This window comes from Azospirillum thiophilum, from assembly GCF_001305595.1.
GTDB lineage: Bacteria > Pseudomonadota > Alphaproteobacteria > Azospirillales > Azospirillaceae > Azospirillum > Azospirillum thiophilum.
This window is the reverse complement of record NZ_CP012401.1, coordinates 1,035,627-1,052,594: the sequence shown is the minus strand read 5'-3', so window position 1 is coordinate 1,052,594 and position 16,968 is coordinate 1,035,627. Positions and strand designations below refer to the sequence as shown.

The window sequence follows — 16,968 nt, the reverse complement described above, 5'->3', positions numbered from 1 at the left end:
GTGCGGGTTGACCAAGAAGCTGTTCATCAAGACCTGGGGCTGCCAGATGAACGTCTATGACTCCGCCCGCATGGCGGACGTCCTGGCACCGCTGGGCTACCGGCCGGTCGATGAGCCGGACGGCGCCGACATGGTGATCCTGAACACCTGCCACATCCGCGAGAAGGCGGCCGAGAAGGTCTTCTCCGAACTGGGCCGGCTGCGCCGGATGAAGGACCGCAAGGCGGAGGCCGAGGACGGCCGGATGATCCTGGCGGTCGCCGGCTGCGTCGCCCAGGCCGAAGGCGAGGAGATCGTGGCGCGTGCGCCCTTCGTCGACATGGTCTTCGGCCCGCAGACCTACCACACCCTGCCGGAGATGGTGGCCAAGGCCAGCCGCGCGGCCGGCAGCGTGCTGAACACCGACTTCCCCGCCGAATCCAAGTTCGACTTCCTGCCGGAGGAGACGGCGAGCCAGGGCGTGTCGGCCTTCCTCGCGGTGCAGGAGGGTTGCGACAAGTTCTGCACCTTCTGCGTGGTGCCCTACACCCGCGGCGCCGAGTTCTCCCGCCCAGCCGCCCAGATCCTGGTGGAAGCGAAGCGGCTGGTCGCCGGCGGCACCCGCGAGATCAATCTGCTGGGCCAGAATGTCAACGCCTGGCACGGCGACGGACCGGACGGGTCGAGCTGGGCGCTTGGCCGGCTGATCCGCGAACTGGCGGAGATCGACGGGCTGGAGCGCATCCGCTACACCACCTCGCACCCCCGCGACATGGCCGACGACCTGATCCGCGCCCATGCCGAGGTGCCGCAGCTGATGCCCTACCTGCATCTGCCGGTACAGGCCGGGTCCGACCGCATCCTGGCGGCGATGAACCGCAAGCACACCGCCGACGACTACCGTCGGCTGGTCGACCGGCTGCGCACGGCCAAGCCCGACCTCGCGATGTCCGGCGACTTCATCGTCGGCTTCCCCGGCGAGAGCGACGCCGACTTCGCCGCGACGCTGAAGCTGGTGAGCGACATCGGCTATGCCCAGGCCTATTCCTTCAAATACAGCTCCCGTCCGGGCACCCCGGCGGCGGTCGACGGCGGGCAGCTGCCGGAGGATGTGAAGGAGGCCCGCCTGTCGGCGCTGCAGCAGTTGCTGAACGCGCAGCAGGTCGCCTTCAACCATGGCTTCATTGGCCGCAGCGTGCCGGTCCTGTTCGACCGCATCGGACGCCGCAACGGCCAATTGCTCGGCCGCAGCCCCTGGATGCAGTCGGTCCATGCCGAGGCGAACGAACGGCTGCTCGGCCGCATCGTCGAGGTGCGGGTCGATGCCGCGCTCGCCAACAGCATGGCCGGCACCGTGGCGACCGGCGAGTTCACAACCGCCTCTTTCCCCCGGAACCCTTCCTTCCCGCCTGCCCAACCTCTGGAGGCCAGCGCTTGAACGGTCTGCCCGAACGGCGTATCGACGTTCAATTCGATGACAACCGGCTGCTGCCGATGCTGTACGGGGAGCATGACCGCCACCTCGCGCGCATCGAATCCCTTCTCGGCGTGTCGCTGATTTCCCGCGGCAACACCCTGACGATCTCCGGCCCGCCCGATGCCGCCGAAACGGCGCAAGCGGCGCTGAACGGCCTCTATGTGCGGCTGACCCGCGGCCAGACCATCGACAGCGGCGAGGTCGACGGTGCCGTCCGCATGGCGAACGCCGCGCCCGTCCTCGCCGCCGCCCCGGGCGGCGAGGAACCGCGCGCTCCCGGCCAGCAGGCGACCGTCATCCGGGCGGAGATCGCGCTGCGCACCCGCCGGCGCGGGCCGATCACCCCGCGGTCCCCCACCCAGGCCGCCTATCTCCAGGCCCTGGCCGAAAGCGAGCTGGTCTTCGGGCTCGGCCCGGCCGGCACCGGCAAGACCTATCTGGCGGTGGCCCAGGCGGTGGCACTGCTGACCACGGGTCAGGTCGACCGCATCGTGCTGTCCCGCCCGGCGGTGGAGGCGGGCGAGCGGCTGGGCTTCCTGCCCGGCGACCTGAAGGAAAAGGTCGATCCTTACCTGCGTCCGCTCTATGACGCGCTGCACGACATGCTGCCGGCGGAGCAGGTGAAGAAGCGGCTTGAATCCGGCGAGATCGAGATCGCGCCGCTGGCCTTCATGCGCGGCCGGACGCTGGGCAACGCCTTCGTCATCCTGGACGAGGCGCAGAACACCACGCCGATGCAGATGAAGATGTTCCTGACGCGCCTCGGCGAAGGCGGGCGGATGGTCGTCACCGGCGACATCTCGCAGATCGACCTGCCGTCCGGCACCCGGTCGGGCCTGCGCGACGCGATGGAGATCCTGCGCGGGGTGGAAGGCGTGCGCTTCGTCCGCTTCACCGACGCCGACGTCGTCCGCCACCCGATGGTCGCCCGCATCATCCGTGCCTACGATCAGGCCGACGCCGTCGAGGCGGCGCGCAGGCAGGCCCGCCGAACCGTGGCAAGTACCCGATCGGATAGCGGAACGATCGCTGATGAGGCAGAGGCCGTTGGGGATCCGAAATGACCAGCGCCGTCGATATCACTGTTTCACGTGAAGCCGGTGCCTGGGCGGAGGATGCCGACTGGCTGGCCGAACGCGCGGCGCTCGCCGCACTGGGGGCCGCCTATGACGACGAGGACGGACCGGCCGAGCTGTCGATCGTTCTCGCCGATGACGAACTGGTCCACAGGCTGAACCGCGAGTATCGCGGCAAGGACAAGCCGACCAACGTCCTGTCCTTCGCTCTGACCGAAGCGGAGGAACCGGAGCCCGAAGACGGCATGCCCGTCATGCTGGGCGACATCATCCTGGCCTATGAAACGATTGCACGCGAAGCATCCGAACAGCGGAAAAACTTCAAAGACCACATGACCCATCTCGTGATGCATGGCGTTCTGCATCTGCTGGGCTATGATCACGAGACGGACGACGAGGCCGAGGAGATGGAGGCGCTGGAAACCCGGCTGCTCGCCACCCTCGGCATCGCTGACCCCTATGCCGACAACCACCAACCACCGGACCGATGAGCGAGATATCCGACAGTCGCACGCCCCGTGATGACCACGGGGCCGAAGACCATTCCCTGGGCCACCTGTTCAAGGGGTGGCTCCGCACCGTCTGGGGCGGCCGCGAGGACACATCCCTGCGCGGCACGATCGAAGAGCTGATCGCCGGCCTGGACGGTGCCGCGAGCGAAGACGGCGAGGATTCGCTGGCCTCCGGCGAGCGGGCGCTGCTGACCAACATCCTCAAGCTGCGCGACCGCACGGTCGCCGACGTGATGGTGCCGCGGGCCGATATCGTCGCCGTCGAGATCGACACCCCCTTCCCCACCCTGGTCCAGCGCGTCGCCGAGGAGGGCCATTCCCGCCTGCCGGTGTTCCGCGAGACGCTGGACGACGTGGTCGGCTTCATCCACATCAAGGATGTGCTGACCCTGCTGGCGAAACAGGCCATCTCGCCGGAGGGTCTGCGCAACAATCCGGACCTGACCGGCATCATCCGCGAGGCGAAGATCGTCGCCCCCTCCATGCTCGTGCTGGACCTTCTGGTGCAGATGCGCCAGACCCGCCAGCACATGGCGCTGGTGGTGGACGAGTTCGGCGGCATCGACGGCCTCGTCACCATCGAGGATCTGGTGGAGGAGATCGTCGGCGAGATCGAGGACGAGCACGACGAAGCGGCTGCGCCACGGCTGGTCCAGCGCCCGGATGGCAGCCTGATCGCCGATGCCCGCTTGCCAATCGAGGATTTCGAATCCCGCGTCGGCCCCGTCCTGACCGAAGAGGAACGCGAGGACATCGACACGCTCGGCGGTCTGGTGGTGTCCATCGCCGGCCGCGTGCCGGGACCTGGCGAACGTCTGGTCCATCCGTCGGGCCTGGAGTTCGAGATCATCGACGCCGACTCCCGCCGCCTGAAGCGCTTGCGCGTCCACAACGTTCCGGCAAACAGCAAGGAACTGACGGAAGCGGTCTAGGAATCGGGTGGGGCGGCGAGAATCCGGCGTCGGCTGGCGTTGCCCCACTCATCTCTCGATGCCACTCCCCTTCGGCAACGCAGCCCCGCCGACATCGGCCTTGGCGCCCCTGGTCGGCCGCATTACCTATGGCGCCGCCCGCCCCTGCCGCTGCCGGAGTTTCCGCCTTGACCGTCACCGAAACGCTGCCCGTCCCGGCCCGGCTGGGCCGCGTCTCCGCGCGTCTGGCTGCGCTGACCGGCTGGCGCCGGCTGGCCGCCGCCGCCGCGCTGGGCGGGCTTGCGACCTTCGCACTGCCGCCGGCCGATGCCCTGCCGCTGCTGCTGATCGCCTTTCCGGGGCTGATCTGGCTGCTGGACGGCATCGAGACGGGGAAAGGCGCCTTCGCGGTCGGCTGGTTCTTCGGCTTCGGCCATCACCTGCTGGGACTCTATTGGATCAGCGCCGCCCTGTTCACCGACATCGGGCGCTTCTGGTGGGCGTTGCCGCTGTCGGCCGTCGGGCTGCCGATCCTGCTGGCGATGTTCACCGGCGGCGCCACTCTGACCTTCCACCTGATACGCAGGCGCGGCTTCGGCGGCGGGCTGGCGCGGCCGATCCTGTTCGCCGCCTGCTGGTGCCTATGGGAATGGCTGCGCGGCCACGTCTTCACCGGCTTTCCATGGAACCTGATCGGCTATGGCTGGGTCGGAGTGCTGCCGGTGCTGCAGACCGCATCGCTGGTCGGCATCTACGGGCTGACGCTGGTGACCGTGCTGGTCGCCGCCCTGCCGGCCGCCCTGCCCGACCCCGGCACGACACCGCGCCGCGCCTGGGCCGGCATCGCCGCCGGGATGGCGCTGCTGGCGGTATTGGGCGGCTGGGGAACCTGGAGGCTGGCCGGCGCGGTCGACGAGCCGGTACCGGGCCTGCGGCTGCGGCTCGTCCAGGCTGCCATCGACCAGCGGCTGAAATGGGCACCGAACGAGCGGGTCCAGAACTTCCAGAGCCACCTTGCCCTGTCCGCCGCTCCGCCGGCAGACCCCTCGGCCCTGCCGCCGAACCTCGTCATCTGGCCGGAGACCGCCGTTCCCTTCTTCGTCGAGGACGATGCGCGGGTGCGGCAGGCGATGGCCTCCGTCACGCCGCCGGGCGGGTTGCTGATCACCGGGGCCCCGCGCACCACTGTCGGCGCCGACGGCGAGCGGCGCTACTACAACGGCATGGTGGCGGTGGACGGCAGCGGTGCGGTGGTTGCCGATTACGACAAGTTCCATCTGGTTCCCTTCGGCGAGTACATGCCATTGCGCCGATGGCTGCCGGTAGGGGCCATTGCCGGCAACGGGGCGGAGTTCTCGGCCGGTCCCGGTCCGCGCACGCTCCATCTGGCCGGCCTGCCTCCGGTCAGCCCGCTGATCTGCTATGAGAGCATCTTTCCAGGCGCGGTGGTGGACGGCACCGACCGGCCGAAATGGTTGCTGAACCTGACCAACGACGCCTGGTACGGCCGCACCGCCGGCCCGCACCAGCATTTCGCCATCAATCAGGTCCGTGCGGTCGAGGAAGGGCTGCCGCTGGTGCGGGTGGCCAATACGGGTATTTCCGGTCTGGTCGACGCGTACGGGCGTGTGCAACAATTGCTCGGTCTGGGTGAGAGAGGTTTCATCGATACCACGTTGCCGAAAGCTCCTGATGGAGCCACAGCCTATGCCCGCATGGGAGACTGGATTTTCGGCATAGTGCTTCTTGGCTGTTTTTTGATGGCCTTGGCCTCGCGATATCACCGTTGACGCAACATTGCGGGCAATCCGCCCACCACCTGTGGAAAAACTCGTGTATCCGGGTCGACCGGAGCGGGCTTGACTGCATACGTGGATATGTCGTAACTAGGTTGCACAACCTATACAGGGATAAACGAGATGCAGACTGAAACTGGAGCGCCGCGCGGGCGCCGTGCGGGCGCCGGCCGTCCGAAGACCGGAAAGCCGAATCCCATCGACGTGCATGTCGGATCCCGCGTCCGTCTTCGCCGCACGCTGCTCGGCATGAGCCAGGAGAAGCTGGGCGAGGCCATCGGCCTGACCTTCCAGCAGGTGCAGAAGTACGAGCGCGGCGCCAACCGCATCGGCGCATCGCGCCTGTTCGACCTGAGCCGCGTCCTGGACGTGCCGGTCTCCTTCTTCTTCGACGACATGCCGGTCGAGGCGGCATCCGCCCGCGTCGACGACGAGGATGAGTCGGGTGCGACCGAAGAGCGCTCCGCCGGCGCCTACGAGCCGGATCCGATGGCCAAGCGCGAGACGCTGGAACTGGTCCGCGCCTATTACAAGATCAGCGATCCGTCGGTGCGCAAGCGCCTGTTCGAACTGACCAAGGCCGTCGCCAGCGCTGCCGTCGCGGAAGCCGCCGAGTAACGCCTGCCCCTGCCGCACGGCATGTGACACCGCCGAAAGGGGGACGGCGCGGCGCGGCTGCGCTCCCCCTTCGTGTGGTGCTATGCTGATCGGTCCGAAGCCCTACCGCCGGTAGTCCGCTTGACCCCGGCCGGATTCCTTGTCAAAACCGGTTTTGGACCGGTGTCTGCGGCCGCTGTACCGGTCTGCCGTTTCGGCTCATGAAATAGCGTGCCGCCGAATGCCGAGGTTTCCCGTGGCAAAGCTGAACTACGTCTTCACCAGCGAATCCGTGTCGGAGGGCCATCCCGACAAGGTGTGCGACCGCATTTCGGACGCCATCGTCGATCTGTATCTCTCGCACGACCCGCATGCCCGCGTGGCCGTCGAAACGCTCGCGACCACCAACCAGGTCGTCCTGGCCGGTGAAGTCCGCGGGCCCGACAGCATCAAGGCCGATCAACTGGTCGAGGTCGCCCGCGCCGCGGTGAAGGACATCGGCTACGAGCAGGACGGCTTCCATTGGGAGAAGATGGACGTCAAGTGCTTCGTCCATTCCCAGTCCGCCGACATCGCCGTCGGCGTCGACGCCGCCGGCAACAAGGATGAGGGTGCCGGCGACCAGGGCATCATGTTCGGCTATGCCTGCCGCGAGACCCCGGCGCTGATGCCCGCCCCGATCTACTACTCGCACGCGATCCTGAAGTCGCTGGCCGAAGCGCGCCATTCCGGTGCCGCTCCCCAGCTGGGCCCGGACGCCAAGAGCCAGGTCACCCTGCAGTATGTCGACGGCCGGCCGACCCGCGCCACCGCCATCGTGCTGTCGACCCAGCACGCCGAGGGGCTGGAGCAGGACGCGGTGCGTGAGATCGTGCTGCCGCACATCGTCAACTGCCTGCCGGAAGGCTGGATGTGCGATGCGCCGAACCTCTACGTCAACCCGACCGGCCGTTTCGTCATCGGCGGCCCGGACGGCGACGCCGGCCTGACCGGCCGCAAGATCATCGTCGACACCTACGGCGGCGCGGCCCCGCATGGCGGCGGCGCGTTCTCCGGCAAGGATCCGACGAAGGTCGACCGCTCGGCCGCCTACGCCGCCCGCTACCTCGCCAAGAACGTCGTAGCGGCGGAACTGGCGGAGAAGTGCACGATCCAGGTTTCCTACGCCATCGGTGTGTCGAAGCCGCTGTCGGTCTATGTCGATACCCACGGCACCGGCCAGGTCGACGAGGACCGTCTGTCCGACGTGCTGCAGCAGCTGGTCGATCTGTCCCCGCGCGGCATCCGCACGCATCTGGGACTGAACAAGCCGATCTATGCCCGCACCGCCGCCTACGGCCATTTCGGCCGCGAGCCGGAGGCCGACGGCGGCTTCTCGTGGGAGAGGACCGATCTGGTCGAGGCCCTGCGCGGCGCCTTCTGACCGCCCGATCGGACGGATCACGGACCTGAACGGGACAGCGGGGGCCGGAAACGGCCTCCGCTGTCTTTTTATGCAGGCCCGTTTTCCGCCGCCACCGCTCTTCAAACCGCCCCTACCGATCGCCATGACCGACAGCAAAACCGACCGACCGAACGACGAATCCCCGCAGACCGACACCGGAAACCGCCTGTTCGGCCGGCGCAAAGGCCGCCCCCTGCGCAAGCGCCGGACGAGCCTGATCGAGGATCTGCTGCCCCGGCTGGAAATTCCGGTCCCGAAGCCGGGCGACCACCTGGACCCCGCCGGTCTGTTCGACGGCCCGAAACGGGAGGTCTGGCTGGAGATCGGCTTCGGCATGGGCCATCACCTCGCCTGGCAGGCCGGACACCATCCGAATGTCGGCATCGTCGGCGCCGAACCCTTCCTCAACGGCATCGCCGGCCTGCTGGGCATGGTCGAGGACGGGGACCTGCGCAATGTGCGCGTCCTGCCCGACGACGCCCGGCCGCTGCTGGACGCCCTGCCCGACGCCTCCATCGGCCGCGCCTTCGTGCTGTTCGCCGACCCCTGGCCGAAGAAGCGCCACGCCGACCGCCGCTTCATCGGGCCGGAAAACCTGCCGCGGCTGGCCCGCGTGCTGAAGGACGGCGCGGAGCTGCGTCTGGCCAGCGACGACATGGGTCTGGTGCGCTGGATGCTCGAACACACCGTCAAGCACCCCGATTTTGAATGGACGGCACGCCGCCCGTCCGACTGGCGCATCCGCCCCGACGACTGGCCGGCAACCCGCTACGAGGAAAAGGCCATCGCCGCCGGCCGCAAGCCGGTCTTCATGCGCTTCGTCCGCCGCCCTCGGTGATGGCGGGCCGATCCGCCGGCCAGTCCCTCAACCGGGCGTGACCGGCCGCATCGGATCCGGCTGCACGACGAGCGGAGCAGCGAAATGCTCCACCACCGGGAACGGGTCGTAGAAGTGATGCAGACGCTTCTTCCACTCCGCATAGCGGTCGGAGCCACGGAAACCCTGGGTATGGTCCTCCAGACGCTCCCACCAGACCAGCAGCAGGTAACGACGGCCATCCTCCAGGCAGGACCGGACTTCCATGCCCCGGAAGCCGGGCGAGGCCGCTATCAGCGGGCGGGCTTCGGCCATCGCCTGCTCGAAGGCCCCCTGTTCGCCCGGCCGGACGCTTAGAATCGCCGCTTCCAGGATCATTCTTCCAGCCCTCCCGCATGTCGCTGACACCAGTTCCGCTTGTAAAGGAACGCATCGAGCCCGAAAAGGCTTGCGGCATCGGATGGAATGACTATATTCACCCTCTGAGAACCCATACGGATCGGCGGCCCGGGCAACCGGGCCGGCGAGACGCTTTGCGGGTGGGCTTTTGCCCACTTATTTTTTTATCAGCGTGCGGCACCGCACGCTTCGTAAACCCAACGTCGTAAAAGCCCCGTCCGGTTCGATCCCGGCCGCAGGCTCAGGTCAGGTGGAATGGACGCTACAGGTCGCATCGAACAGATCATCACGCCGTCAGTCGAAGCCATGGGCTATGAGGTCGTGCGCGTACAGATCTCCGGCGGCCAGCGGTCGGTTCTCCAGATCATGGCGGAGCGCGCCGACGGCGCGCCCATGACTGTCGAGGATTGTGCCGACATCAGCCGCACCGTTTCCGCCCTGCTGGATGTGGAAGACCCGATCCGCGAGGCCTACACCCTGGAGGTCAGCTCGCCCGGCATCGACCGGCCGCTGACCCGTCTGAAGGATTTCGAGCGTTTCGCCGGTTTCGAAGCCCGGCTGGAGACCCGACAGGCCGCCGATGGCCGCAAACGTTTCAAGGGCATGCTGAAGGGCGTCGACGACGGCCTCGTGTGCATCGACACCGAACAGGGAGCCGCCCGGCTGGAGTTCGACAACATCCTGCGCGCCAAGCTGGTTCTGACGGACGAACTGATCCGCGCCAGCCAGGAGCAGCAGGAGGGTCCGCAGAACTGACGGCCCAGCCGCCAGGGCGCCCAGCCAGGACGCCAGGCGACCCCCGCCCGCCCGCCGACCCGACCGGACATCACGCAAGACCGGCATCACGCAAGACCGACTCAGGAAGTGTAACGGATGGAACTGCTGCAAGTCGCTGACGCGGTCGCCCGCGAAAAGAACATCGACCGGGACGAAGTCCTGGAGGCGATGGAACAGGCGATCCAGAAGGCCGGCCGCTCCAAGTACGGCCATGAGCACGACATCCGCGCCCGCATCGATCGCAAGACCGGCGACATCCATCTGACCCGCCACCTGGAGGTGGTCGAGGCGGTGGAGAACGAGGCGACGCAGGTCACCCTGCCCTACGCCCTGCGCCGCAAGCCAGGTGCCAAGCTCGGCGATTTCCTGGTCGACCCGCTGCCGCCGATCGATTTCGGCCGCATCGCCGCCCAGACCGCCAAGCAGGTGATCGTGCAGAAGGTGCGCGACGCCGAGCGCAAGCGCCAGTTCAACGAGTACAAGGACCGCAACGGCGAGATCGTCAACGGTCTGGTCAAACGCGTCGAATACGGCAACGTCACCGTCGACCTGGGCCGCGCCGAAGCGATCCTGCGCCGCGACGAGCTGCTGCCGCGCGAGCATTTCAAGAACGGCGACCGCGTCCGTGCCTACATCTACGACGTCCGCGAGGAGCCGCGCGGTCCGCAGATCTTCCTGTCGCGCACGCATCCCATGTTCATGGCGAAGCTGTTCGCCCAGGAAGTGCCGGAGATCTACGACGGCATCATCGAGATCAGGGCGGTCGCCCGCGATCCCGGCTCGCGCGCCAAGATCGCCGTGCACAGCAACGACAGCTCGATCGATCCGGTCGGCGCCTGCGTCGGCATGCGCGGCAGCCGCGTCCAGGCGGTCGTCGGCGAGCTGCAGGGCGAGAAGATCGACATCATCCCGTGGTCGGGCGAGGCGGCGACCTTCGTCGTCAACGCGCTCGCCCCGGCCGAGGTCGCCAAGGTCGTGCTCGACGACGACAACCACCGCATCGAGGTGGTGGTGCCCGACGACCAGCTGTCGCTGGCCATCGGCCGCCGCGGCCAGAATGTGCGCCTCGCCTCGATGCTGACCGGCTGGGACATCGACATCCTCACCGAACAGGAGGAGTCGGAGCGCCGTTCGGAGGAGATCCACAACCGGTCCGGCCTGTTCATGAAGGCGCTGGACGTGGACGACGTGATCGCCCACCTGCTGGTCGCCGAAGGCTTCACCTCAGTCGAGGAGATCGCCTTCGTCGAGACCGAGGAACTGGCGGAGATCGAAGGCTTCGACGAATCGGTAGCCGACGAGCTGAAGCAGCGCGCCCTCGCCTTCCTGGAAGTGCAGGACGAGCAGGCGAACGAGCGCCGGCTGGAGCTGGGCGTCGAGGACATCGTTGCCGAGCTGACCGGCTTCTCCGCCATGCAGCTGGTGAAGCTGGGCGAGAACGGCGTCAAGACGCTGGACGATCTGGCCGATCTGGCCGGCGACGAGCTGGTCGAGATCCTTGGCAAGGACGGGGCCAAAGATGCTCCTTCGGAAGAGGAGGCGAACGCGATCATCATGGCCGCACGCGCCCACTGGTTCGAGGGTGAGGAACAGGGCGGTGACGCCGCCGCCGCGGCTCCGGCCGTCGACGGCAAGGGTGACGGGCACGGCGCGCAGGCCTGACCGGCTTGGATGCCGGTTGGATCCGCCGCCGACTGGAACGATGATTTGGGACCGCGCGAGCGGATGACGATCGGATGACCGAACGGAACGACGAACGGACACCGACCGCCGCCGCGGATGCGGTGCCGGATGAGGAATTGGCACAGGACGAAAGTCCCGGGATGGACCATCTGCCGGCCGACGACGAGAAGGGGCCTTTGCGCCGCTGCATCGCGTCAGGCACGGTCGGGCCGAAGGAAGGCATGATCCGCTTCGTGATCGGCCCCGACGGCGAGGTGGTTCCCGACCTGGAGGAACGTCTGCCAGGCCGCGGCCTTTGGGTCACGGCCGACCGGGATGCCCTGGCGAAGGCCATGGGCAAGTCCGTTTTCGCCAAGGCGGCACGACGGGCGGTCAAAGTACCGCCCGATCTCGCCGAAAGGCTGGAACGGCTGTTGGAACGGCGCTGTCTGCACGGATTGGGCCTTGCCCGCCGTGCCGGCCACGTCTTGGCTGGGTACGAGAAGGTGCGCGAGGCGTTGAAGGCCAACCAGGTCGGCCGTGCGGGTCCCCCGCCGGCCCTGCTGGTCGAGGCCGCCGACGGCTCGCTGGACCAGCGTGGCAAGGTGACGGCGCTTGCGCCGTCGCTGCCGGTGATTGATCTGTTCGTGTCCTCGGCCTTGGCCGCGGCGCTCGGACGCGATCATGCGGTGCATGCAGTGGTGGCGCGGGGCAGGCTGGCCGTTGGGCTGGCCCGCGATGCGGCACGCCTGAGGGGGCTGAAGGGTCCCCAAGGGCAACAGGATTTTGATAAGGGCTTGGGAGTCGGCGATTCGGCCGGCCGGCCTGCGATGTAACGTCTGACCATTCGGGAACCGATGACCGACAGCAACGACCAGGACCAGAAGAAAGTCTTGCACCTCAACTCCGGCGCCGGCAAAGGAAAGCTGGAGTCGAAGAAGCCGGTCGAGACCCAGGTCCGGCAGAGCTTCTCCCATGGCCGGTCCAAACCGGTGACCGTCGAGGTCAAGCGCAAGCGTCATGTTGAAAAGGGCGCCGTCCCCGGCGTGGCCGATGGCGGCGCTGCCGCCCGTCAGGCCGCCCAGGGGCTGCCCATCCGCGGCGCGTCGGGCCAACGGCCCCGCGGCGGCAGTGCCCCTGCCGGGCGCCAACTGACCCGTGAAGAGCTGGAATCGCGCCTGCGCGCACTTCGTGGCGCCGCTGCGTTCGAAGAACAGCGCCGCGTCGAGGCCGAGGAAGAAGCGGCCCGCGCCGAAGCCCGCGCCGTGGAAGCGGCCGAGCGCGCCGCCAGCGAACCGCCGCCCGCCGAAGCCTCCGCTCCAGTCTCCGCCGACGCTCCTGCGACGGCCGAGCCGGATATGCCGCCCGTCATCCTCGACGCCGATACCTTGCGCCAGCGCGAGCTGGACGAGATGCGCGCCATCCAGGAGGAGGAGCGCAAGATCGCCGAGGAGGCCGAACGCCGCCGCAAGGAGGAAGAGGCCAAGCGCAAGGAAGCCGAGGAGGCCAAGCGTCGCGACGCCGAACCGGCGCCCCGCCGTGACGGCGCCCGTGACGGTGCCGGCCGCGATGGTGCGCGTCCGGGTCCGGCCGGCACCCGTTCGGGGACCGATCAGCGCCCCGGCGGCGCTGCTTCCGCCCGCCCCGCCGCCGAGGCCGCTCCCGGCCGGCCGCAGCCCGGCGCCGGTGCGCCGCCTGCCCGTGCCGTCGAGGAGGAAGAGGACAACCGCCGCAAGGGCGGTCGCAGCGGCGCCCCCGCCAAGGCCGCGCCGGCCCGCCCCGCCGCCAAGGCTCCGGTCGGCGCCGACCGCCGCAAGGGCTCCAAGATGACCGTGTCGCAGGCGCTCAGCGACGACGGCAGCGACCGCACCCGGTCGCTGGCCGCCGTCCGCCGTGCCCGCGAACGCGAGCGTCTGCGCCAGATGAGCCGCCAGGAGACGGCCAAGGTCACCCGCGACGTCGTGCTGCCGGAAGTCATCACCGTCCAGGAACTCGCCAACCGCATGGCCGAGCGCGGCGCCGATGTCATCAAGTCGCTGATGCGCATGGGCGTGATGGCCACCATCAACCAGACCATCGACGCCGACACCGCCGAGCTGCTGATCACCGAGTTCGGCCACCGTGTCCGCCGCGTGTCGGAGTCCGACGTCGAGATCGGCCTGCGTGCAACCGAGGAAGAGGGTGCGGTCCTGATCGCCCGTCCCCCAGTCGTCACGATCATGGGCCACGTCGACCATGGCAAGACCTCGCTGCTCGACGCGCTGCGCCAGACCGACGTGGTGTCGGGCGAGGCCGGCGGCATCACCCAGCACATCGGCGCCTATCAGGTGCAGCTGGAGTCGGGTGCGAAGATCACCTTCATTGACACGCCGGGTCACGCCGCCTTCACCGAGATGCGTGCCCGCGGCGCCAACGTCACCGACGTCGTCGTGCTGGTGGTCGCCGCGAACGACGGCGTCATGCCGCAGACGATCGAGGCCATCCGCCACGCCAAGGCGGCCAAGGTTCCGATCATCGTCGCCATCAACAAGTGCGACCTGCCGGATGCCAAGCCGGAGCGCGTCCGCCAGGAACTGCTCCAGCACGAGCTGGTGGTCGAGGAGATGGGCGGCGACGTGCTCGACGTCGAGGTGTCGGCGAAGGCCAAGCGCAACCTGAGCAAGCTGGAGGAGGCCATCCTCCTGCAGGCCGAAATCCTGGAACTGCGCGCCAACCCCGACCGTGCCGCCGAAGGCGTCGTCATCGAGGCGAAGCTGGAGCGTGGCCGCGGTTCGGTCGCCACCGTGCTGGTCCAGCGCGGCACGCTGAAGGTCGGCGACGTGTTCGTCACCGGGTCCGAATGGGGCCGTGTCCGCGCCCTGATCAACGACCGCGGCCAAACCGTCAACGATGCGGCCCCGGCCGTCCCGGTCGAGGTCCTGGGCCTGAACGGCACGCCGATGGCCGGCGACGACTTCACCGTCGTCGAGTCCGAGGCCCGTGCCCGCGAGATCGCCGAGTTCCGCCAGCGCAAGAAGCGCGAAGCGGCGGTGGCGGCCTCGGCCCGCGGTTCGCTGCAGGACATGTTCAGCCGCATCCAGGCCGGCGAGGCCAAGGAACTGCCGGTCGTCATCAAGGGCGACGTGCAGGGCTCGATCGAAGCCATCGCCAGTTCGCTGGAGAAGCTCACGGCCGAGAACACCGAGGTCAAGGTCCGCGTCCTGCACAACTCGGTCGGTGCGATCAACGAGTCCGACATCACGCTGGCGAATGCCTCCAACGCGATGATCATCGGCTTCAACGTCCGTGCCAACCCGCAGGCCCGCGACCTCGCCAAGCGCGACGGCGTGGAGATCCGCTACTACTCGATCATCTACAACGTGATCGATGACGTAAAGGCGGCGCTGACCGGTCTGTTGTCTCCGACGCTGCGGGAACGCTTCATCGGCTACGCGAACATCCGCGAGGTGTTCAACATCACCAAGGTCGGCAAGGTCGCCGGCTGTATGGTCACGCAGGGCACCGTCAAGCGTGGCGCCGGCGTCCGCCTGCTGCGCGACAATGTCGTCATCCACGAGGGCACGCTCAAGACGCTCAAGCGCTTCAAGGACGAAGTCAAAGAAGTGCGCGAGGGTTACGAGTGCGGTATGGCCTTCGAGAATTACGACAACATCCAGGCCGGCGACCAGATCGAAGCCTTCGAGATCGAAGAAATCGCTCGCGAGCTGTAACCTGTTCGGTTCGTCCGGCCCCATCCGGTTTACCACCGGAGCGGGCCGGGCGGATTTCTTCGCTTGAAAGGGCGCGGGATCCGTCCTGCGCCCTGTTCCTATTGTGCAGTGATCTCCGCAACCCAGCCCACGACCATGCCCTGGCTGGCATGAGTGGGATTGGACGGACAGCTCCCATATATGTGATCGGCCGGAGAGCTGAAGCAGCCCCGGCACAAGACATCGACGAAAGACATCGACCATGGCCAGCAAGAAGCGCGGCGCGTTCACCGCCGGCAAGCCCCCGTCCCAACGGCAACTGCGCGTCGGCGAGGAATTGCGCCATGCGCTCGCCGACCTGTTCCGCCGCGGGGACTTCTACGATCCGGAGCTGGCCTCGCTGAACGTCACCATCACCGAGGTGCGGGTCAGCCCCGATCTGTCCAACGCCACCGTCTTCTACAGCACGCTCGGCGGCGAGCGGATGGAGGAAGCCCAGGTCGCGCTGCGCCGGGCCGCCGCCTTCCTGCGCGGGCAGGTCGCGCGCATGGTCAATCTGCGCCACGCCCCGACGCTGAGTTTCGAGGCGGACACCTCCTTCGACTACGCCCACCACATCGACAACATCCTGCACAGCCCGGAGGTCGCCCGCGACCTGAGCGGCCACCCGCTGGGCCGCGTCAATGGCGACGACGACCATGACGAGGATGAGGACGATTCCTGGGACGAGGATGAAGAGGACGACCTCGACGCGGACGACGATGCCGACGAAGCCACTTCCGACGAGGCGGCCCCCGACGAGGCGGATGACGACGAGCTCGGGGAAGATCGCGCGATGCTCGACGACGAGGACAAGGGCGAAGCCAAGGACGAGAGCCGGGGCAGCCGCCGTGGCTCGTAAGCGCAAGGGGACGCCGATCCATGGCTGGATTGTGCTGGACAAGCCGGAGGGCATGACCTCCACCCAGGCGCTGTCCAAGGTGCGCCGCCTGCTGAACGCCGAGAAGGCCGGCCATGGCGGCACGCTCGACCCGCTGGCGACCGGCATCCTGCCGATCGCGCTGGGCGAAGCGACCAAGACAGTCTCCTATGCCATGGACGGCGCCAAGACCTACCGTTTCACCATCCGCTGGGGCGAGCGCACGACCACCGACGACCGCGAGGGCGCGGTGATCGACCGGTCCGACTTCCGCCCGGCGACAGAGGCGATCCGCGACGCGCTTCCCGCCTTCCTGGGCGAGATCCAGCAGGTGCCGCCGCAGTTCTGCGCCATCAAGATCGACGGCGAACGCGCCTACGACATCGCGCGCGAGGGCGATGCGGTCGATCTGGCCGCCCGCACCGTGCGCATCGACCGCTTCGAACTGGTTGAGGAACCCGACGCCGACCACGCGATGTTCGAGGTCGATTGCGGCAAGGGCACCTATGTCCGCTCGCTCGCCCGCGATCTGGCCCAGGCGCTGGGCACGGTCGGCCATGTCGGTCTGCTGCGCCGCCTGCGGGTCGGTTCCTTCACGCTGGACCGCGCGATTTCCCTGGACGAACTGGCTGCCATGGATCAAGGTGCGGCCGTCGAACGACTTCTGTTGCCGATCGAGACCGCGCTGGACGACATCCCGGCGCTGGCCCTGACCGAGACGGAAGCGCACCGACTGAGGCATGGCCAGACGGTGGCTCTCCTCACCCGGCAGGACCGTGAACGCCTGATGGCGATCCAGGGTCCCGGGGGTGGGGATGGCACCGTTATTGCGCTTTTCGGCGGAACGCCGGTTGCGTTGGCCCGTGTCGAGGGGGCGGAGGTCCGTCCGGTGCGCGTGCTCAACCTCTGAAGA

General features: G+C 68.0%; 15 protein-coding genes. 14 read left to right on the top strand and 1 reads right to left on the bottom strand.

The features are described 5' to 3' along the window. Positions 1-7 precede the first annotated feature (7 nt). From miaB to trmB, 8 genes are all read left to right on the top strand, one after another. Positions 8-1,417, top strand: coding sequence for a tRNA (N6-isopentenyl adenosine(37)-C2)-methylthiotransferase MiaB (miaB, locus tag AL072_RS04800; RefSeq protein ID WP_082108855.1), 1,410 nt, complete (start codon positions 8-10; stop codon positions 1,415-1,417). A gap of 56 nt (positions 1,418-1,473) precedes the next feature. Beyond that, positions 1,474-2,520 carry a PhoH family protein gene (locus tag AL072_RS04795; protein WP_063840345.1) on the top strand — a complete coding sequence of 349 codons (1,047 nt, stop codon included), beginning with the start codon at positions 1,474-1,476 and terminating at the stop codon, positions 2,518-2,520. After that, on the top strand, positions 2,517-3,023 hold the full coding sequence (gene ybeY, locus AL072_RS04790) for an rRNA maturation RNase YbeY (protein WP_045581291.1): 507 nt from the start codon (positions 2,517-2,519) through the stop codon (positions 3,021-3,023). The genes AL072_RS04795 and ybeY overlap by 4 nt, the downstream gene beginning before the upstream one ends. Continuing rightward, positions 3,020-3,976 (top strand): hemolysin family protein, encoded by a 957-nt coding sequence (locus AL072_RS04785; protein ID WP_045581292.1) that lies wholly within the window; start codon positions 3,020-3,022, stop codon positions 3,974-3,976. The genes ybeY and AL072_RS04785 overlap by 4 nt, the downstream gene beginning before the upstream one ends. A 167-nt stretch (positions 3,977-4,143) precedes the next feature. Then, positions 4,144-5,745: an apolipoprotein N-acyltransferase gene (gene lnt, locus AL072_RS04780; RefSeq protein ID WP_045581293.1), complete on the top strand. Its 1,602-nt coding sequence runs from the start codon at positions 4,144-4,146 to the stop codon at positions 5,743-5,745. 129 nt (positions 5,746-5,874) lie between these two features. Continuing rightward, complete coding sequence (locus tag AL072_RS04775) at positions 5,875-6,369, top strand: helix-turn-helix domain-containing protein (protein WP_045581294.1); 495 nt, start codon at positions 5,875-5,877, stop codon at positions 6,367-6,369. 220 nt (positions 6,370-6,589) lie between these two features. Next, entirely contained in the window at positions 6,590-7,771 is a 1,182-nt protein-coding gene (gene metK, locus AL072_RS04770; protein ID WP_425388576.1) for a methionine adenosyltransferase, read from the top strand. Positions 7,772-7,895: 124 nt separating this feature from the next. Further along, positions 7,896-8,630, top strand: coding sequence for a tRNA (guanine(46)-N(7))-methyltransferase TrmB (gene trmB, locus AL072_RS04765; RefSeq protein ID WP_045582491.1), 735 nt, complete (start codon positions 7,896-7,898; stop codon positions 8,628-8,630). Positions 8,631-8,657: 27 nt separating this feature from the next. On the opposite strand, the gene AL072_RS04760 is transcribed toward trmB, so the two are convergent. Beyond that, a complete protein-coding gene (locus tag AL072_RS04760) occupies positions 8,658-8,987 on the bottom strand; it encodes an antibiotic biosynthesis monooxygenase family protein (RefSeq protein WP_045581296.1) in 330 nt (109 codons plus the stop codon). A gap of 276 nt (positions 8,988-9,263) precedes the next feature. Here AL072_RS04760 and rimP point away from each other — a divergent pair, with 276 nt between their 5' ends. The 6 genes from rimP (at position 9,264) to truB (ending at position 16,965) form a co-directional block, all read left to right on the top strand. Next, positions 9,264-9,764, top strand: a complete 501-nt coding sequence (rimP, locus tag AL072_RS04755; protein WP_045581297.1) for a ribosome maturation factor RimP — start codon at positions 9,264-9,266, stop codon at positions 9,762-9,764. Positions 9,765-9,881: 117 nt separating this feature from the next. Continuing rightward, positions 9,882-11,447, top strand: coding sequence for a transcription termination factor NusA (gene nusA, locus AL072_RS04750; RefSeq protein ID WP_045581298.1), 1,566 nt, complete (start codon positions 9,882-9,884; stop codon positions 11,445-11,447). A gap of 74 nt (positions 11,448-11,521) precedes the next feature. After that, entirely contained in the window at positions 11,522-12,283 is a 762-nt protein-coding gene (locus tag AL072_RS04745) for an RNA-binding protein (RefSeq protein WP_052709943.1), read from the top strand. Positions 12,284-12,304: 21 nt separating this feature from the next. Beyond that, positions 12,305-15,157, top strand: a complete 2,853-nt coding sequence (infB, locus tag AL072_RS04740) for a translation initiation factor IF-2 (protein WP_045581299.1) — start codon at positions 12,305-12,307, stop codon at positions 15,155-15,157. Between the two features lie 241 nt (positions 15,158-15,398). Next, on the top strand, positions 15,399-16,037 hold the full coding sequence (rbfA, locus tag AL072_RS04735; protein ID WP_045581300.1) for a 30S ribosome-binding factor RbfA: 639 nt from the start codon (positions 15,399-15,401) through the stop codon (positions 16,035-16,037). Continuing rightward, positions 16,027-16,965: a tRNA pseudouridine(55) synthase TruB gene (gene truB, locus AL072_RS04730; protein WP_045581301.1), complete on the top strand. Its 939-nt coding sequence runs from the start codon at positions 16,027-16,029 to the stop codon at positions 16,963-16,965. The genes rbfA and truB overlap by 11 nt, the downstream gene beginning before the upstream one ends. The last annotated feature ends 3 nt before the right edge of the window (positions 16,966-16,968 follow it).

Coding starts and splice junctions, on each gene's coding strand:
- AL072_RS04795 (WP_063840345.1), top strand. CDS start 1,474: ATGCTGTACGGGGAGCATGACCGCCACCTCGCGCGCATCGAATCCCTT.
- ybeY (WP_045581291.1), top strand. CDS start 2,517: ATGACCAGCGCCGTCGATATCACTGTTTCACGTGAAGCCGGTGCCTGG.
- AL072_RS04785 (WP_045581292.1), top strand. CDS start 3,020: ATGAGCGAGATATCCGACAGTCGCACGCCCCGTGATGACCACGGGGCC.
- AL072_RS04775 (WP_045581294.1), top strand. CDS start 5,875: ATGCAGACTGAAACTGGAGCGCCGCGCGGGCGCCGTGCGGGCGCCGGC.
- metK (WP_425388576.1), top strand. CDS start 6,590: ATGCCGAGGTTTCCCGTGGCAAAGCTGAACTACGTCTTCACCAGCGAA.
- trmB (WP_045582491.1), top strand. CDS start 7,896: ATGACCGACAGCAAAACCGACCGACCGAACGACGAATCCCCGCAGACC.
- AL072_RS04760 (WP_045581296.1), bottom strand. CDS start 8,987: ATGATCCTGGAAGCGGCGATTCTAAGCGTCCGGCCGGGCGAACAGGGG.
- rimP (WP_045581297.1), top strand. CDS start 9,264: ATGGACGCTACAGGTCGCATCGAACAGATCATCACGCCGTCAGTCGAA.
- nusA (WP_045581298.1), top strand. CDS start 9,882: ATGGAACTGCTGCAAGTCGCTGACGCGGTCGCCCGCGAAAAGAACATC.
- AL072_RS04745 (WP_052709943.1), top strand. CDS start 11,522: ATGACCGAACGGAACGACGAACGGACACCGACCGCCGCCGCGGATGCG.
- infB (WP_045581299.1), top strand. CDS start 12,305: ATGACCGACAGCAACGACCAGGACCAGAAGAAAGTCTTGCACCTCAAC.
- rbfA (WP_045581300.1), top strand. CDS start 15,399: ATGGCCAGCAAGAAGCGCGGCGCGTTCACCGCCGGCAAGCCCCCGTCC.